Source organism: Roseateles sp. P5_E1 (assembly GCF_054049335.1).
This window is the reverse complement of sequence record NZ_JBFUMN010000080.1, coordinates 1-17,462: the sequence shown is the minus strand read 5'-3', so window position 1 is coordinate 17,462 and position 17,462 is coordinate 1. Positions and strand designations below refer to the sequence as shown.

Here is a 17,462-nt window from a genome sequence, read left to right as displayed (position 1 = left end):
GCTCGGCGGCCACGATCCAGCGGCCCGGCTTCTTGCTCAGGTGGGCGCCGGGGTGGCGGTAGAACTTGATGCCGCGCGCGCCGAGATACCAGTCCTCGTCGTCGCTTTTCTGGCCGATGTTGCCGAGCAGCCCGGCCAGCATGGACAGGTGCAGCTGCTCGTAGGTGGCGGGGCTCTGGTTCAGCCGCCAGCCGTGCTCGGCAATGACGGTGTGGAGCTGCGAGTAGACGTCGCGCCACTCGCGCACGCGGCGCGGCGAGATGAAGTTCTCGCGCAGCAGCTGCTCATGGCGGCGGTTGCTGAGCTTGTGCTCGGCGCCGCCGCCCTTGCTTTCCTCCAGCCACTTCCACAACTTCAGATAGCCACTGAACTCGCTCTTTTCGTCGTCGAACTTCTTGTGCTTTTCGTCCGCGGCCTGGGCGGCTTCCATCGGCCGGTCGCGCACGTCATGGCCGCTGAGCGCCGACGCGATGACCAGCACCTCGGACAGCGCCTCGCGGTTCTTGGCCTCCAGGATCATGCGGCCCACGCGCGGGTCCAGCGGCAGGCGCGACAGTTCCTTGCCCAGCGGTGTCAGCTCGTTGTTGTCGTCGGTGGCGCCCAGCTCCGCCAGCAGCTGATAGCCGTCGGCAATCGCCTTAGGGCGCGGCGGCTCCAGGAAGGGGAAGCGCTCGACCTCGCCCAGGTGCAGCGCCTTCATGCGCAGAATGACGCCGGCCAGGCTGCTGCGCAGGATCTCGGGGTCGGTGAACTTGGGCCGCTCGTTGAACTCCTTCTCGCTGTACAGGCGAATGCAGATGCCGTTGGACACGCGGCCGCAGCGGCCCGCGCGCTGATTCGAAGCCGCCTGACTGACCGGCTCGATCAGCAACTGCTCGACCTTGTTGCGGTAGCTGTAGCGCTTCACGCGCGCCAGGCCGGGGTCGATGACATAGCGGATGCCCGGCACCGTCAGCGAGGTCTCGGCCACGTTGGTCGCCAGCACGATGCGGCGCTGTCCGTGCGGCTCGAACACCTTGTCCTGCTCGGCCTGCGACAGTCGCGCGAACAACGGCAGCACTTCGACGCCCGGCGGGTGGTGCTTGCGCAGCGCCTCGGCAGCTTCGCGGATCTCGCGCTCGCCGGGCAGAAAGACCAGCACGTCCCCGCCACCTTCACGCCACAACTCATCCACTGCGTCGGTGATGGCGTTGTTCAGGTCGTACTCGCGGCTTTCCTCGAAGGGCCGGTAGCGCTGCTCGACCGGGAACAGCCGCCCCGACACCGTCAGCACCGGCGCAGGCCCCTTGCTCGACTCGAAATGCCGCGCAAACCGGTCCGCGTCGATGGTGGCCGACGTGACGACGATCTTCAGATCCGGCCGGCGCGGCAACAGCTCACGCAGATAGCCSAGCAGGAAGTCGATGTTGAGGCTGCGCTCGTGSGCYTCGTCGAYGATGATSGTGTCGTAGGCCTTCAGCAGCGGGTCGCTCTGCGTCTCGGCCAGCAGGATGCCGTCSGTCATCAACTTGACCGATGCGGTCTTGGTGAGGCGATCCTGGAAGCGGACCTTGTAACCCACCACGTCGCCGAGCGGCGTCTTCAGCTCCTCSGCGATGCGCTTGGCCACGCTGCTGGCGGCAATGCGCCGCGGCTGGGTGTGGCCGATCAGGCCGCCGCCGTTGATGCGCCCACGCCCCATCGCCAGCGCGATCTTGGGCAGCTGGGTGGTCTTGCCSGAGCCGGTCTCGCCACAGACGATGACGACCTGGTGCTCGGCCATCGCCGCGGCGATCTCATCGCGCCGCGCGGAGACCGGCAGGGATTCAGGGAATGAAATGGAGAGAGCCGGCTTCACGGGCCGGCTCTCGGGATTCGGAGCTGTCATTGCGGCGGGATTGTCCCGCAAGCGCTTTATTCGCTGCGCGGGAAGTAGCTGATGACCTGGATCACGGCGCCCTGCGGGTCTTGCAACACGGCCATGCGGCCGATCGTCGGAATGTCGAAGGGGCCGGCGCAGACGGTACCGCCGAGGCTTTTGGCCTTCTCGACCGTCGCATCACAGTTCTCGACGGTCACATAGGCGCCCCACATCGCCGGGCCGGGCTGCTGCTGGGTCATGACGCCGCCGACAGCCACCTCGCCCACCTTGACGACGTGATAGTCGCCTTGACCCATGTTCATGGTGTCGAAGCTCCAGCCGAACAGGGTGCCGTAGAACTCGCAGGCCTTCTTGGGGTCGGGGCTGGACAACTCGTTCCAGCTGAAGGCGCCGGGGGTCATGTAGACGTCTTGATAGTCCTTCATCGCGGTCTCCGGGTGGTGGGGCGGCCATCGTCGGAGCCGAACATGACAGCGTCAAGTGACCCGCGTCACGGGCGACAATTCGGCCCATGACCGGTCTTGTCTTTCCCCACACCTTCGTGCCCTGGTTCCGCGCCGTGGCGCCGTATATCCATGCCTACCGCGGCGAGACCTTCGTCGTCGGCATGCCGGGCGAGCTGATCGCGGCAGGCAAGCTCAATGCCTTCGTGCAGGACCTGGCCATCCTGCATGCCATGGGCATCAAGATCGTCCTGGTGCACGGCTTTCGGCCCCAGGTCAACGAGCAACTCGCTGCCAAGGGCCAGACGCCCCGCTTCAGCCATGGCCGCCGCATCACCGACGCCGTGGCCCTGGATTGCGCCCAGGAGGCCGCCGGCCAGCTGCGCTTCGAGATCGAAGCGGCCTTCAGCCAGGGCTTGCCCAACACGCCGATGGCCAATGCGACGGTGCGCGTCGTCTCCGGCAATTTCCTGACCGCCCGGCCGGTCGGCATCGTCGACGGCGTGGACTTCCAGCATTCAGGCCTGGTGCGCAAGGTCGACGCCGCAGCCATCCAGCGCGCCATGGACATTGGCGCCATCGTGCTGCTGTCCCCCTTCGGCTTCTCACCCACGGGTGAGGCTTTCAATCTGTCGATGGAGGACGTGGCCACGTCCACAGCCATCGCGCTGCAGGCCGACAAGCTGCTGTTCGTCTGCGAGGTCGACGGCGTGCCCGAGAACCCGGGCGACCCGGACAGCCCCATCGATACCGAGCTGGCCGTGGCCGACGCCGACCGCATGCTGGCCAAGGCCGGCCCGGCGCCCCAGCCGACCGATGTCGCCTTCTACCTGCGCCATTGCGCCGAGGCCTGCCGTGCCGGCGTCGAGCGCTCGCACATCATCCCGTTCGCGGTGGATGGCGCGCTGCTGCAGGAGGTCTACACCCATGACGGCATCGGCACCATGGTCGTCGACGAGAAGCTGGAGAGCTTGCGCGAGGCCAGCGCCGACGACGTGGCCGGCATCATCCAGCTCATCGAGCCCTTCGAGCGCGACGGCACCCTCGTCAAGCGCAGCCGGACCGAGATCGAGCGCGACGCCGAGCTCTACACCGTCATCGAGCACGACGGCGTCATCTTCGGCTGCGCCGCCCTTTACCCCTATGTCGAGGCGCGCACCGCCGAGATGGCCGCACTGACCGTCTCCGCCGAAGTACAAGGTCAGGGCGACGGCGACCGCCTGTTGAAAAGAATCGAGCAGCGCGCCAAGGCCCAGGGCCTGGACAGCATCTTCGTGCTGACGACGCGCACCATGCATTGGTTCATCAAGCGCGGTTTCCAGCAGGTGGACCCGGAATGGCTGCCCGAAGAGCGCAAGCGCAAATACAACTGGGACCGGCGCTCGCTGGTGCTGGTCAAACGATTCAACTAAGCCCCGCCGGGTTCGCCCAAACGGCCGCCGCGCTAAAGTGCCGGCCGTTTCTCATTTCTCGTGTTTGTAGGAGTCCGCCATGCCCCGCACCGTTCAATGTGCCTATCTGAAGAAGGAAGCCGAAGGGCTGGACTTCCCGCCCTACCCGGCTCATACCGAACTCGGCAAGAAGGTGTGGGAAAGCGTCAGCAAGGAAGCTTGGGCGGCCTGGATGAAGCATCAGACCATGCTGGTCAATGAAAACCGCCTCAACCTCGCCGACCAGCGTGCCCGCCAATACCTGATGCGCCAGGCTGAACAGTTTTTCTTCGGCACAGGTGCCGAAGCGGTGGCGGGCTATGTACCGCCATCGGCCTGAGCGCAGCTCAGGTGAAAAACTGTGGGGGATGCTCATCTGCGCGCAGCGCAGGTGATGCAGCCACCAACAATTTCTTTGGTACCGGTGCGGAACAAGTGGCCGGCTACGTGCCGCCGGCCAAYGAATAAGCGCAAATCACCGCATATGTGCAGGGCCGGGACGCAAGTCGCCGGCCTTTTCTCTTTCAGTTTTGCAAGGCTGCCGTCGCAGCAGAACGCCAGCCGGCCCCGCCAAATCGGCAAATAGCCCGAACCAGCAAGAAACTCGTCGCAACCGACCAACGAAAACTCTTGCATTTATGCTGCCCGTCGGGATTTAATTCGCCTACGGAGATACTCGCGGTCAATCGGCCCCAAGGCTCCGGGGCCGCGGCGGTCAATGTCGCGAGTCTCCCCGCTCAAATCGCAAGAGGAATAGCAGCATGTCCACTCTGAAAGAACTCCTGGCCCAGCGCGAGGCACTTGATCAACAGATCAGCCAAACCAAGGACCGCGAACGCAGCGAAGCGGTGGCCAAGGTGAAATCCCTGATGAGCGAATATGGCCTGACGGTGGCCGACCTCAGCACGCGCACGCCCAAGCCGGCCAAGGTGTCCAAGGTGGCCGCCAAGTATCGCAACCAGGCCACCGGTGAAACCTGGAGTGGCCGGGGCCTGCAGCCCAAATGGCTCAAGGCTGCCGTTGCAGGCGGTGCCAAGCTGACCGATTTCTCCGTCTGACCGGCAATTCCTGCAGACCAATTGCCCGGCATACGCCGGCGATTTGACTGCGGGGTTTGAACAGATTCCCGCTGCCGGCGCCCGCTGGCGCGACCGACCAGGGCCATCCATCTACGGGATGGCCCTTTTCCTTTTTGGTGCAGGTCCCGCCTAAACTGCGCCATGCCTTTCGTCACGCTGCCAGCGACCCTGTGCCTGGGGTTTTCCCAGGGATCGTCGCGCTATGGCGGCGACGAGATTGCGGCGATGCCGGATTTTTGCCACCCATTCACCTGGCCAGCGCCCTGCGTGCGCGCGCTGACCCAGGTATCGGCCTGAGGCCCCGGCCATGGATCTGCATTCCGGCCACCCGGAATCCGACGAACACGCCCCAGACCTGAGCGTCCAGGCGCCGCCCTCCACGACCCTGCCACCTGGCCCGCGCCGCATCCATGACCGCCGCCGCGGCTGGCGCCGTCTGCGCCGCGTCGGCCTGGCCGCGCTGGCCGGCCTGGGGGGCGGCCTGGTTACCGCCTGGGGGCTCGCCGCCGATGCGCTGCTGCCTCTGCTGCGCATTCCCCAGCCCGCTGCGGCCATGCCAGCGCAGGACCTGCTGGTGCCCATGCTGCTGGCGGCTCTGGGCCTGCTGACGCTATGGCGGCTGAGCGCCTGGGTGCTGCCGCTGGTCATGGCGGGCTTGCTGCTGGGCGCCGGGCTGCCCTTGCTGGCGCGCTCGCCCGCGGATCCGGCAGCAGCACTGGACCTGCTGATCTCGGCACCCGTGCTCACGGCGCTGGCCCTGCCCCTGCTCGCGATCGCTTTGAATCGCACGCTGATGCGCCGGCTGCGCCTGACGGGCCGGCTCACTGGTCGCCGCGAAGTCCTTCTTTTCGGCCTGCTGGGTGGACTGGCCGCACCGGTACTGGCTGGCCTGTTCGCACTGGCAGCCTCGATGGCCGCGGGACTGACCCGAAGCGGCGCGCTTGGTGGCGCGCTGGAACTCGCGGCCGCCTGGGGCTTTGGGCTGCTCTGCGCCGGTACCTGCCTGCAGGCCAGCACCCAACGCCCGCGCCGCGGCGGCCGCTGGGCCGCCCGCATGCTGGCCACAGCGGCCGTTCTTGCCCAGGCGGCCCTGATCTGGCTGCCGGAGGCCGGCGCCGCGCTGCTGTTGCCACATCTGCTCCTCTGTCTGCATGCCCTGCAAGCCTCGCCTCGCGCCAATGCAATGCTGGGTGCCGGCCTGCTGGGTCTGTGGGCACTCAGCGCGCCGCCGGCCCTGCTCTCCTATGCCTTGGGCGCTGGCTTCGCCTTGCTGCCACTGGTCCTTATCGCGCTGAGCCACCACCAGTTGCGCGACCGGGACGGCTGGCGCAGCGCCCTGGATGCCCAGGGCCTGGCCCTGGCCGAGTGGCGCCTGCCCGAGGGTCGCCGCCACGCGTCGGCGCGCTGGCAGGCCCTGACGACGCCCGTCGACGGCACCGCAGCCGGCACTGCGCCGCTGGACTGGGTACGCCTGGCTCACCCGCGCGACCGCGAACCGGTGCGCCGTGCGCTGCGCGAGCTGCTGGCCGACCCGCAGCTCAACCAACTGGGTGTGTCGCTGCGGCTGGCGGCCGACGGCGGCGACTGGCGCTGGCATGAGCTGCAGGCCCATGTCCCGCTGCGCGACCGCCAGGGCCGCGCGCGTGGCCTCATCGCAACGCTGGCGGATGTCAGCTGGCGCCACACGGCCGAGGAACGCGAGCGCATGTCGGCCACCCTCTTCCAGCAGGCCAGCGAGGGTCTGGCTGTCATCGACACGCAGTGGCGCGTCGTCGAGGTCAACTCAGCCTATTGCGACATCCTGCATGCACCGCGCGAGGCTCTCGTCGGCCGGCCGGCCACACCGCTGAGCATCGCCAATCTGCAGCGCAGTGGCCACGAGACCGTCGAGCTGCAGACAGCGCTGAATGATGGCCTGTCATGGAGCGGCCAGTTGCAGGCCGAGCTTGAGGACGGCGGCCGACACGTCTTCTCGGCCAAACTCAGCCCCGTGCCGGAGCCCGACGGCGTCAGCCCGAGGTGGCGGCTGCTCAGCCTGACCGACCTCGGCGAGAGCCTGCGCCAGCAGGACCTGCTGCGCCGCAGCCTGCGCTTTGACGTCGCCACCGGCCTGCCCAACCGCGACGAGTTCATGCGGCGGCTGCAGCTGGCCCTGGTCGCGGCCAACCGCGACGGCTTCAGGCTCGTTGTCGGCCTCATCGACCTCGACGACTTCGCCCGCGTCAACGCGGAGCACGGCCAGCTTGTCGCGGATTCCGTGCTGCTTCAACTCAGTGGCCGATTGCAAGCCACATTGCGCGGCTCGCGTGGCGCCGCGCCAGATACCGCCGACCAGCTGGCCCGGCTGCATGGCGACGAGTTCGCCGTGCTGATGCGCGTGCAGACGCCCGAAGAGGCCCAGCGCGCCGCCGACCGCCTGCTGGCGGTGCTGTCCACGCCGGTCGCCATCCGCGAGAACCGTGTCGGCAACGGCCTGGCCATTGAAATCGGCGCCAGCATGGGCGCCACCCTCTATCCCCAGGACGACGCCGACCCGGAAACGCTGCTGCGCCACGCCGGCCACGCCCTCTACCGCGCCAAACATGCAGGCCGCGGCGGCATCCAGTTCCATGACCCGACGCTGGACCAGCGCGATGAGGCCGGCATGATTGCCGTCGCGCGACTCCAACGCGCCCTGGACAGCAATGAACTGCTGCTGCACTACCAGCCGCAGATCGACCTGCGCAGCGGCCAGGTCATGGGTGTGGAAGCCCTGCTGCGCTGGCAGCACCCCGAGCGCGGCCTGCTCGCACCGGCGCATTTCCTGCCGCTGGTCGAGGCGACCGGCCTGGCCGTGCAGATCGGCGACTGGGTCATCGAGCAGGCCCTGGCGCAGGCGATGGCCTGGCTGCGCGCCGGTGTCAACGATGGCAAGGGTCTGCCGGTCAGCGTCAACGTCGGCGCCCGCCAGCTGCGCCGCCACGACTTCCCGCAGCGCCTGCAGGAACTCATCCAGCGCCAGTCGCCTGAGGTCGCCCATCTGCTGCACCTGGACGTGCTGGAGTCCGACGCACTGGTCGAGACGGTCGCCACCCAAGCCCTCATCCAGCGCTGCCTGAGCCTGGGCATTGGCATCGCGCTGGACGACTTCGGCGCCGGCTACTCGCGGCTCAGTTCACTCAAGCGTCTGCCTGTGGACACCCTCAAACTCGACCGTAGCTATGTGCAGGGCATGCTGGGCGATGCCCAGGACCTGTCGCTCGTCGAGAGCGTCATCGGCTTGGCGCGCAATATCGGTTGTGCCGTGCTGGCCAAGGGTGTCGAGAGCCGCGCCCATGCGCGCGAGCTGTTGCGCCTGGGCTGCCGCCTCGGCCAGGGCAACGGCATCGCGGCGGCTATGCCCGGGCCGGCCCTGCCGGGCTGGATGCAAGCCTTTGCCAACAGCGACTGGATTGCGCAGTTGCGCAGCCCGTCCCAGGCCAATCTCTAAAATCCACGGGTGATCCCGCCCGGCTTTATTCAGGACCTGCTCTCCCGCGTCGACATCGTCGACGTGGTGGGTCGCCATGTCGAGCTCAAAAAGGCGGGCATCAACCACAAGGGTCTGTGCCCCTTCCATGGGGAAAAGTCGCCGAGCTTCATCGTCAGCCCGAGCCGCCAGACCTACCACTGCTTCGGCTGCGGCGTGCACGGCAATGCCATCGGCTTCCTGATGGAACACACCGCTGCGACCTTTGTCGAAGCGGTGGAGGACCTGGCCCAGCAGGTCGGCATGCAGGTGCCGCAGGACGAACGCAGCCCCGAACAGCGCGAGCGCGCCAAAGCCGACAAAGCCAGGCAGCAGAGCCTGACCGATGTGCTGGCCCGCGCGGCGGAGTTCTACAAGGCCCAGCTGCGCCAGGCGCCCCGGGCCGTCCAGTACCTGAAGGGCCGCGGCCTGACCGGCCAGATCGCAGCCCGCTTCGGCCTTGGCTATGCGCCCGAAGGCTGGCGTTCGCTGGCCAGCGGCTTCCCCTCATACGACGATCCGCAACTCGTCGAATCCGGCCTGGTGATTTCGCCCGACGTCGAGCCCGGCGAGGATGCCAAGYGCTACGACCGCTTCCGCGACCGCATCATGTTTCCCATCCGCAACGTGCAAGGCGAGGTCATCGGCTTCGGCGGCCGTGTGCTGGACAAGGGCGAGCCCAAATACCTGAACTCGCCCGAGACGCCCGTCTTCATCAAGGGCCGCGAACTCTACGGCCTCTACGAAGGCCGCCAGGCAATGCGCCAGCGCGGCCATGCCCTGGTCGTGGAAGGCTATATGGATGTCGTCGCCCTCGCTCAATACGGCATCGGCAATGCCGTTGCAACGCTGGGCACGGCTTGCACGGCCGAGCATGTGCACAAGCTCTTCCGGCATACGGACATGGTCGTTTTCAGCTTTGACGGCGACGCCGCTGGCCGCCGCGCTGCCGGCCGGGCGCTTGAAGCCGCCCTGCCCCACGCGACCGAAACCCACGCCGTCAAATTCCTGTTCCTGCCCACCGAGCACGACCCGGACTCCTATGTCCGCGAGCTGGGCGCGGAGGCTTTCGAACGCTGCATCGAGAGTGCCGTGCCGCTGTCGCGCCAGCTCATCACGGTCGCCGCCGAGGGCTGCGACCTCGGCACACCCGAAGGCCGCGCCCGCATGTTGAACCAGGCCAAGCCCCTCTGGGCCCTGCTGCCGGAAGGTCTGTTGCGCCGCCAGCTGCTCGGCGAACTCGCCCGCCAGGGGCAGCTGCCCGAGGCCGAGCTGCAAGCGCTGTGGCTGGGCGCACCCGCACCTGCCGCGGGTGCCACCAAGGAGACGGCGGCACCCGCCGAAAAGCCGCGTTGGCAGCCCAAAGGTGAATGGAAGCCGAAGGGGGAATGGAAAGGCAAAGGCGACTGGAAGTCGCGCCGCGATGCCGAGCCTCGCCCCGCCGGTCCGCGGGTTACGCCGGCGACCGCCGCCGACCACGCCACCCGACTCTTGCTGCAGCACAGCGAGCTCTGGGACAGCCTGCCCGACGAGGACCGCGTCCTGCTGCACGACCTGCCCGGCGGCCATGGCGAACTCGTCCATTGGCTGGAGCGCCACCTGACCCACCACGGCGCCAGCCCCTGGGCCGTCGTCCAGGCTGGCCTGGCGGCGGAGGGCCATGCGGAGGCCGTGCATCGGCTGGTGCGCAGCGTGCAGGAACTGGGCATCGAGGAGTCCGACCCGGCTGGCGACCTCGCCAGCGCGATCACCGCGCTGCGGTCCCGAGCCCCTGCCGCGTTGCCCGGCGGCAGCGGCGCCACCGACGAGGAACGGCGCCTGGCGCTGGAGGCGTTGGCCCGGTTGCGCGAGCGCCATGGCGTGCAAAGCTAGGGTTTACCTGTCACAGTTTTGCAATTCGGCCGCAAATGGCTGATAATCTTGCGTTTTCCGCGCGCGTCAACAAGAGTGACGGCAGAGAGATGCCGGCCCCGGCCACCCAGCGACACTGGGTAACCCATCAGGGTTTTAATGGCCAAAACATCCGCCAGCTCTGCATACCAAACGATCACGCCAGCTTGTTCGCGCCACGCCAGGGTCCCTCGATCACTCGCTGATTGATACCTTGACGACGAAAGCCACCGCCCCCTGCCCCGCCGGCTTGACGCCGAGCCCGGGTTGGCCGCGGTGGCTGCCGCATTTCTGAATTGACCGCGCAAATACGAAGGACCTGCATGACCGCCAAGAAGACCGCGCCCAAGGCCAGCCCCGCTCCTGCCGAAGAACTCAAGAAGAAGACGGCCGTGAAGGCCGCAGCCGAGGCGCCCGCCAAGACCGCAAAGGTGGCTGCGGCGAAGCCGGCCACGAAGACGGCCAAGGCCGTCGTGGCCGAAGAGGACAAGCCCAAGCGCGGCCGCAAGCCCAAGGCGGCCACCGAGACCAAGAAGGCCGGCGGCAAGAAGGAAGCCGAGGAAGAAGAGGACTTCTCCGACATCGATGCCGAGATCGAGGGCGAAGAGCCGGAAGCCGAAGAGACGGTCGCGGTCGAAGAGGAAACGGTCAAGGCCAAGCCCCTGCGCATGAAGGTCAGCCGCGCCAAGGAGCGCGCGCTGATGCGTGAATTCGGCCTGGAAGAGACCGCGCTGACGGAAGAAGAAGCCGTCAAGCGCCGCTCCGAGCTGAAGACCCTCATCAAGATGGGCAAGACGCGGGGTTTCCTGACGCACCAGGAAATCAACGATCACTTGCCCGAGAAGCTGGTCAGCGAGGAAATCCTCGAGGCCATCATCTCCATGCTCAACGACATGGGCATCGCGGTCTATGAGCAGGCGCCCGACGCCGCCACGCTGCTGATCCAGGGCAACACCACGGCCACGTCGACCGAAGAAGAGGCCGAAGAAGCCGCCGAAGCCGCGCTGTCGACGGTGGACTCCGAATTCGGCCGCACGACCGACCCGGTGCGCATGTACATGCGCGAGATGGGTACGGTCGAGCTGCTGACCCGTGAAGGCGAAATCGAGATCGCCAAGCGCATCGAAGGCGGCCTGCAGGCCATGATGCTGGCGATCTCGGCCTCGCCGACCACCATCGCCCACATCCTCGAGTTCGCCACCAAGATCCGCGCCGGCGAGATGCAGATCTCCGACGTCGTCGACGGCTTCGTGGCCGAAGACGAGGCCGACGACTACGTGGCCGAGGAAGACTTCGACGAGTTCGACGAAGAAGACGACGATGACGGCAACGGCGGCTCCAAGGCCCTGACCAAGAAGCTCGAAGAGCTGAAGAACGCCGCCCTGGTCAAGCTCGACTCGATGTCCGCTGCCTTCGACAAGATGCGCAAGGCGTTCGAGAAAGACGGCTACAAGTCGATCCCGTACAACAAGGCCCAGCAAGCCATCAGCCAGGAGCTGATGACCATCCGCTTCACGGTCAAGACGATCGAGAAGCTGTGCGACATCCTGCGCAGCCAGGTCGACGACGTGCGCCGCTATGAACGCGAGCTGCGCAAGATCGTGGTGGACAAGTGCGGCATGCCGCAAGAGCACTTCATCAAGACCTTCCCGCCCAACGCACTGAACCTGAAGTGGGCCGAGAAGGAAGTCGCCGCCGGCAAGCCGTACAGCATCATCCTGAGCCGCAACCTGCCGCCGGTGCAGGAACTGCAGCAGAAGTTGACGGACATCCAGGCCAAGGCCGTGGTTCCGCTGGACGACCTCAAGGACATCAACAAGAAGATGAACGAGGGCGAGAAGGCCTCTCGTGACGCGAAGAAGGAAATGATCGAGGCCAATCTGCGCCTCGTGATCTCCATCGCCAAGAAGTACACCAACCGCGGCCTGCAGTTTCTGGACCTGATCCAGGAAGGCAATATCGGCCTGATGAAGGCGGTGGACAAGTTCGAATACCGCCGCGGCTACAAGTTCTCGACGTACGCGACGTGGTGGATCCGCCAGGCCATCACGAGGAGCATTGCCGACCAGGCCCGCACCATCCGCATCCCGGTTCACATGATCGAGACGATCAACAAGATGAACCGCATCTCGCGCCAGCACTTGCAGGAGTTCGGCTACGAGCCGGACGCCCCGACGCTGGCCGAGAAGATGGAGATCCCGGAAGACAAGATCCGCAAGATCATGAAGATCGCCAAGGAGCCGATCTCCATGGAAACGCCGATCGGCGACGACGACGACAGCCACCTGGGCGATTTCATCGAGGACACCAACAACACGGCGCCCATCGAAGCGGCCATGCAGGCCGGCCTGCGCGACGTGGTGAAGGACATCCTCGACTCGCTGAMGCCGCGCGAAGCCAAGGTGCTGCGCATGCGCTTCGGCATCGAGATGCAGAGCGACCACACGCTGGAAGAAGTCGGCAAGCAGTTCGACGTCACGCGTGAGCGCATCCGCCAGATCGAGGCCAAGGCGATCCGCAAGCTGAAGCATCCGAGCCGTTCAGATAAATTGCGTACTTATCTGGATAACCTCTGATCGAGATATCTACAAAGGCCGGCGCTCCCGGCCTTTTTTACGCCGATAAACTGTTCACATGACCGCGATCCGCGAGCGCACCGTCCTTTTTGCCGACCTGCGCGGCAGCACCGGGCTGTACGAGGCCCTCGGGAATGCCGAAGCCAGTGGCATGGTCACCCAGACCGTCGGCCAGATCAGCGAAGCCGTGCTGGAAAGCGGCGGCCAGCTGATCAAGACCCTGGGCGATGGCCTGATGGCCGCCTTCGATACGCCGCGCGATGGCGTGCGTGCCGCCCAGCGCATGCAGGAAATGCTCGAACGCACCGTGCAACGCGCGCGCCGCCAGAGCAACCCGCCCATGCTGGCCATGCGGCTGCAAGTGGCGCTGGCGCGTGGCGAGGTCGTCGAGCTCAACGGCGACTGCTTCGGTGACGCCGTCAACGTCGCCGCCCGCCTCATCGACCATGCCGGCGACGGCGAGATCCTCATCACCGCCGAAGTGCTGACGGGCCTGCACCATGCGTCCAAGGGGCGCTTTCGCAGCCTGGACCGCATCTCGGTGCGCGGCCGCGTCGAGCCTGTACACGTCTACCGCATGGACGCAGCGCCCTTGGTCAGCGCCGACGACACCGCCACCCAGTTCGGCGAGCCGATGCGCTCGACCGAGCCGGACGGCATGCGCCTGATCTGGCAGGACCTGGACCGCGTCTTCGACATCGGTGCCATGCCCATCGTGCTAGGCCGCAGCGTGCAGGCCACCTATTGCATCACCGACGCCCGCGTGTCGCGCTCACATGCCCGTATCGACTGGCAAGGCAGCAGCTTTGAGCTGACCGACCTGTCCTATAACGGCACCTACGTGCGCTTCGGTGATTCGGGCGAGCTGCTGAGCCTCAAGCGCGGCAGCTGCACGCTCCACGGCAGCGGCGTCATCGGCCTGGGTGGCATGCCAACCGATGAGCAATCGCCCATCGTGCGCTTCGAGGTGCTCCACTTCTACGACACCGAGCCCCAGCCCTTCGGCGGCCCGCGTTCTCGCCGCTGACCGATGCCTTTCCTGCCCGAACCGTCGCAGCGCCACGGCGCCGCGCCTGCTGGTCCCGACGTCGCCGTGCTGCTCTGCAACCTCGGTACCCCAGACGCACCCGATGCCCCCGCTTTGCGCCGCTACCTGGCCCAGTTCCTTGCCGACCCGCGCGTCGTCGAGATCCCCAGGTTGATCTGGCTGGCCATCCTGCACGGCATCATCCTGCGCGTGCGGCCGGCCAAGTCAGCGGCCAAGTACGCAACGGTATGGACGCCCGAGGGCTCGCCGCTCAAGGTCTGGACAACAAAGCAGGCCAAGCTGCTGCAAGGCGCATTGGGCGGCCGCGCGCGCGTCGCTTTCGCGATGCGTTATGGCCAGCCTGCCATTGCCGCCACGCTCGACGCCCTCAAGCGCGAAGGCGTGCGCCGCGTGTTGGTGCTGCCCGCCTACCCGCAGTACTCGGGCGCGACCACCGCCAGCGTCATCGACGACGTCGCCCGCTGGGCGCTGCGGACCCGTCACCTGCCCGAGCTGCGCTTCATCAACCGCTATCACGATGAGCTGGGCTACATCGCCGCCCTGGCCCAGACCGTGCGCGAGCACTGGCAGCGCGAGGGCCGTGGCGACAAGCTGGTCATGAGCTTTCACGGCATGCCTGAACGCACCCTGCACCTGGGCGATCCCTACCACTGCGAATGCCTGAAGACGGGTCGCCTGCTGGCTGAAGCCTTAAGCCTGAAAGACGGCGAATGGCAAGTCACGTTCCAGAGCCGCTTCGGCAAGGCCAAGTGGCTGGAGCCCTACACGGAGCCCACGCTTGTCAAGCTGGCCAAGGGCGGGCTCAAGGCGGTTGACGTCATCTGCCCCGGCTTTGCGGTCGACTGCCTGGAGACGCTGGAAGAGATAGCCCAGGAGGCACGCACCGCCTTCCTCGCCGCGGGCGGCCAGCGCTTTGCCTACATCCCCTGCCTGAACGACCATCCGGCCGGCATCAAGGCACTTGCCAAGGTGACCGAGCGTCATCTGCAGGGCTGGTTCACCGAAGCGCCGCATCCCGACACGCTCGCCCTGCAACGCCAACGAGCCCTGGCTGCCGGAGCCAAGCAGTGAGCGAGGCGCCCAGCTCGATGCGCCTGGACAAATGGCTCTGGGCCGCGCGTTTCTACAAGACCCGCGCCCTGGCCGTTGACGAGATCAACCTCGGCCGCGTGCGCGTGGGCGGCCAGCCGGTCAAGCCGGCGCGGGACGTCAAGGTTGGCGACCTGCTCAGCATCCGCATCGGCACGCTGAGCCGCGAGGTCGAAGTCCTGGGCCTGTCCAACCTGCGTGGCCCGGCGCCGCAAGCCCAGGCCCTGTACGCCGAAACCCAGGCCAGCATCACCGCCCGGGAGGCGGCCGCCGAGGCGCGCCGCCTGGCGCCGGAACCGGCCGACACGATCATGCAAGGTCGTCCGACAAAGCAGGACCGGCGCCGCTTGGCAGACTGGGACCGATGGTCCGTCTCGCTGGATGATGAAGATCCGGGTTGACCCGGATAATCCGTTTTGAATCTCCCCTCTTGAAACCAGGGCATCGCGCCCCATGTCGACGCGATCCCCTCCTTTTCTGCCATGACGACCGAAAACCCCCTGCCCGAAGACGCAGCCGGCGCCGCCGAGCCCACGGCCGCCGAGCTGAACCCCGAAATCAAGATTGCCGAGCTGGAAGGGCGCCTCGCCGAAATGAGCGACGCTTATCTGCGTGCCAAGGCCGAGACCGAGAACGCCCGCCGCCGCGCGGATGAGGACGTGGCCAAGGCCCGCAAGTTCGCCGTCGAAGCCTTCGCCGAGGCCATGCTGCCGGTGATGGACAGCCTGGAGGCGGCCATCGCCACGCCCAGCGCCAGCGTCGACACGGTGCTGGAAGGCGTGCACGCCACGCGACGCCAGCTGTCCAGCGCGCTGGAGCGCAACAAGGTCGTGGAGATCAACCCCGGCCAAGGCGCCAAGTTCGACCCGCACCAGCACCAGGCTATCTCCGTAGTGCCGGCACCGACCCAGGACGCCAACACGGTCGTCGCGGTGCTGCAGAAGGGCTTCCTGATCGCCGACCGCGTGCTGCGGCCGGCCTTGGTGACCGTGTCGGCGCCTCGCTAAGGACCTGGGGACAGACCTTGGCGCGAAGCGACATGCTCTGTCCCCACTAATTCACAGCCTGCCGCCCTTGAAGGACGGCGAGTTATCCACAAATCGAATACATCCAACAAATCTTCAGGAGTTCCAAATGGGAAAGATCATCGGCATTGACCTGGGCACCACGAATTCGTGCGTGGCCGTCATGGAAGGCAACACCACGCGCGTCATCGAGAACGCCGAAGGCGCCCGCACCACGCCGTCCATCATTGCCTACCAGGAAGACGGCGAGATCCTCGTCGGCGCCTCCGCCAAGCGTCAGTCGGTCACCAACCCGAAGAACACGCTGTATGCCGTCAAGCGCCTGATCGGCCGCAAGTTCGCCGAGAAGGAAGTGCAGAAGGACATCGACCTGATGCCCTACACCATCGCCGCCGCCGACAACGGCGACGCCTGGGTGGAAGTGCGCGGCAAGAAGTTCGCGCCTCCCCAGGTCTCGGCCGAAGTGCTGCGCAAGATGAAGAAGACGGCCGAGGACTACCTCGGCGAGGAAGTGACCGAAGCCGTCATCACGGTGCCGGCCTACTTCAATGACGCCCAGCGCCAAGCCACCAAGGACGCCGGCCGCATCGCCGGCCTGGACGTCAAGCGCATCATCAACGAGCCCACCGCCGCGGCCCTGGCCTTCGGCCTGGACAAGCACGGCAAGGGCGACCGCAAGATCGCCGTCTATGACCTCGGCGGCGGCACCTTCGACGTGTCCATCATCGAGATCGCCGACGTCGATGGCGAGATGCAGTTCGAAGTGCTGTCGACCAACGGCGACACCTTCCTGGGCGGCGAGGACTTCGACCAGCGCATCATCGATTTCATCGTCACCGAGTTCAAGAAGGAACAAGGCGTCGACCTGACCAAGGACGTGCTGGCCCTGCAGCGCCTGAAGGAAGCSGCCGAGAAGGCCAAGATCGAGCTGTCCAACTCGTCGCAGACCGACGTCAACCTGCCCTACATCACGGCAGATGCGACCGGTCCGAAGCACCTGAACGTCAAGCTGACCCGCGCCAAGCTGGAGTCGCTGGTGGACGAGCTGATCGAACGCACGATTGCGCCTTGCCGCACCGCGGTGAAGGACGCTGGCGTTGCGCTGACCGACATCGACGACGTCATCCTCGTCGGCGGCATGACCCGCATGCCCAAGGTGCAGGACAAGGTCAAGGAGTTCTTCGGCAAGGAACCGCGCCGTGACGTGAACCCCGACGAGGCCGTGGCCGTCGGTGCCGCCATCCAGGGCCAGGTCCTGGGCGGCGAGCGCAAGGACGTGCTGCTGCTGGACGTCACCCCGCTTAGCCTGGGCATCGAGACCCTGGGCGGCGTGATGACGAAGATGATCAAGAAGAACACGACCATCCCGACCAAGTTCGCGCAGACCTTCTCCACCGCCGACGACAACCAGCCAGCCGTGACCATCAAGGTCTACCAGGGCGAGCGTGAACTGGCGCAAGGCAACAAGAGCCTGGGCGAGTTCAACCTGGAAGGCATCCCGCCGTCGCCGCGCGGCACGCCGCAGATCGAGGTC

14 protein-coding genes are annotated in these 17,462 nt (G+C 66.6%); 12 read left to right on the top strand and 2 right to left on the bottom strand.

Annotated features, from left to right (window positions below):
• Both hrpA and ACXJKJ_RS28410 read right to left on the bottom strand, forming a co-directional pair.
• Nucleotides 1-1,867, bottom strand: a 1,867-nt coding sequence (gene hrpA, locus ACXJKJ_RS28415; RefSeq protein ID WP_457394395.1) for an ATP-dependent RNA helicase HrpA, incomplete at its 3' end; no start/stop codon positions are given.
• A gap of 26 nt (nucleotides 1,868-1,893) precedes the next feature.
• Complete coding sequence (locus ACXJKJ_RS28410; RefSeq protein ID WP_057296313.1) at nucleotides 1,894-2,286, bottom strand: VOC family protein; 393 nt, start codon at nucleotides 2,284-2,286, stop codon at nucleotides 1,894-1,896.
• Nucleotides 2,287-2,372: 86 nt separating this feature from the next.
• Between ACXJKJ_RS28410 and argA the strand changes: the two genes are divergently transcribed.
• The 12 genes from argA to dnaK all read left to right on the top strand — a co-directional run.
• Nucleotides 2,373-3,716: an amino-acid N-acetyltransferase gene (gene argA / locus ACXJKJ_RS28405; protein WP_457394392.1), complete on the top strand. Its 1,344-nt coding sequence runs from the start codon at nucleotides 2,373-2,375 to the stop codon at nucleotides 3,714-3,716.
• Nucleotides 3,717-3,795: 79 nt separating this feature from the next.
• Nucleotides 3,796-4,074: an oxidative damage protection protein gene (locus tag ACXJKJ_RS28400; protein ID WP_056198054.1), complete on the top strand. Its 279-nt coding sequence runs from the start codon at nucleotides 3,796-3,798 to the stop codon at nucleotides 4,072-4,074.
• 421 nt (nucleotides 4,075-4,495) lie between these two features.
• The gene (locus tag ACXJKJ_RS28395) at nucleotides 4,496-4,792 is read left to right on the top strand and encodes an H-NS histone family protein (RefSeq protein WP_056198055.1); all 297 of its coding nucleotides are present in this window, start codon (nucleotides 4,496-4,498) and stop codon (nucleotides 4,790-4,792) included.
• 162 nt (nucleotides 4,793-4,954) lie between these two features.
• On the top strand, nucleotides 4,955-5,110 hold the full coding sequence (locus tag ACXJKJ_RS28390) for a hypothetical protein (RefSeq protein ID WP_457394390.1): 156 nt from the start codon (nucleotides 4,955-4,957) through the stop codon (nucleotides 5,108-5,110).
• Between the two features lie 10 nt (nucleotides 5,111-5,120).
• Nucleotides 5,121-8,282: an EAL domain-containing protein gene (locus ACXJKJ_RS28385; RefSeq protein ID WP_457394387.1), complete on the top strand. Its 3,162-nt coding sequence runs from the start codon at nucleotides 5,121-5,123 to the stop codon at nucleotides 8,280-8,282.
• A gap of 9 nt (nucleotides 8,283-8,291) precedes the next feature.
• Nucleotides 8,292-10,172: a DNA primase gene (gene dnaG, locus ACXJKJ_RS28380; RefSeq protein ID WP_457394384.1), complete on the top strand. Its 1,881-nt coding sequence runs from the start codon at nucleotides 8,292-8,294 to the stop codon at nucleotides 10,170-10,172.
• A 341-nt stretch (nucleotides 10,173-10,513) separates the two neighbouring features.
• The gene (gene rpoD / locus ACXJKJ_RS28375; protein ID WP_457394382.1) at nucleotides 10,514-12,766 is read left to right on the top strand and encodes an RNA polymerase sigma factor RpoD; all 2,253 of its coding nucleotides are present in this window, start codon (nucleotides 10,514-10,516) and stop codon (nucleotides 12,764-12,766) included.
• A 58-nt stretch (nucleotides 12,767-12,824) separates the two neighbouring features.
• Nucleotides 12,825-13,793, top strand: coding sequence for an adenylate/guanylate cyclase domain-containing protein (locus ACXJKJ_RS28370; RefSeq protein ID WP_056198063.1), 969 nt, complete (start codon nucleotides 12,825-12,827; stop codon nucleotides 13,791-13,793).
• A 3-nt stretch (nucleotides 13,794-13,796) separates the two neighbouring features.
• A complete protein-coding gene (gene hemH, locus ACXJKJ_RS28365) occupies nucleotides 13,797-14,885 on the top strand; it encodes a ferrochelatase (RefSeq protein ID WP_457394380.1) in 1,089 nt (362 codons plus the stop codon).
• Between the two features lie 17 nt (nucleotides 14,886-14,902).
• Entirely contained in the window at nucleotides 14,903-15,304 is a 402-nt protein-coding gene (locus ACXJKJ_RS28360) for an RNA-binding S4 domain-containing protein (RefSeq protein ID WP_056198069.1), read from the top strand.
• A gap of 81 nt (nucleotides 15,305-15,385) precedes the next feature.
• The gene (gene grpE, locus ACXJKJ_RS28355) at nucleotides 15,386-15,910 is read left to right on the top strand and encodes a nucleotide exchange factor GrpE (RefSeq protein WP_056198072.1); all 525 of its coding nucleotides are present in this window, start codon (nucleotides 15,386-15,388) and stop codon (nucleotides 15,908-15,910) included.
• 127 nt (nucleotides 15,911-16,037) lie between these two features.
• Nucleotides 16,038-17,462 (top strand): molecular chaperone DnaK (dnaK, locus tag ACXJKJ_RS28350; RefSeq protein WP_457394378.1); only part of this gene is annotated, 1,425 nt, incomplete at its 3' end.

Coding starts and splice junctions, on each gene's coding strand:
- ACXJKJ_RS28410 (WP_057296313.1), bottom strand. CDS start 2,286: ATGAAGGACTATCAAGACGTCTACATGACCCCCGGCGCCTTCAGCTGG.
- argA (WP_457394392.1), top strand. CDS start 2,373: ATGACCGGTCTTGTCTTTCCCCACACCTTCGTGCCCTGGTTCCGCGCC.
- ACXJKJ_RS28400 (WP_056198054.1), top strand. CDS start 3,796: ATGCCCCGCACCGTTCAATGTGCCTATCTGAAGAAGGAAGCCGAAGGG.
- ACXJKJ_RS28395 (WP_056198055.1), top strand. CDS start 4,496: ATGTCCACTCTGAAAGAACTCCTGGCCCAGCGCGAGGCACTTGATCAA.
- ACXJKJ_RS28390 (WP_457394390.1), top strand. CDS start 4,955: ATGCCTTTCGTCACGCTGCCAGCGACCCTGTGCCTGGGGTTTTCCCAG.
- ACXJKJ_RS28385 (WP_457394387.1), top strand. CDS start 5,121: ATGGATCTGCATTCCGGCCACCCGGAATCCGACGAACACGCCCCAGAC.
- ACXJKJ_RS28370 (WP_056198063.1), top strand. CDS start 12,825: ATGACCGCGATCCGCGAGCGCACCGTCCTTTTTGCCGACCTGCGCGGC.
- hemH (WP_457394380.1), top strand. CDS start 13,797: ATGCCTTTCCTGCCCGAACCGTCGCAGCGCCACGGCGCCGCGCCTGCT.
- ACXJKJ_RS28360 (WP_056198069.1), top strand. CDS start 14,903: ATGCGCCTGGACAAATGGCTCTGGGCCGCGCGTTTCTACAAGACCCGC.
- grpE (WP_056198072.1), top strand. CDS start 15,386: ATGACGACCGAAAACCCCCTGCCCGAAGACGCAGCCGGCGCCGCCGAG.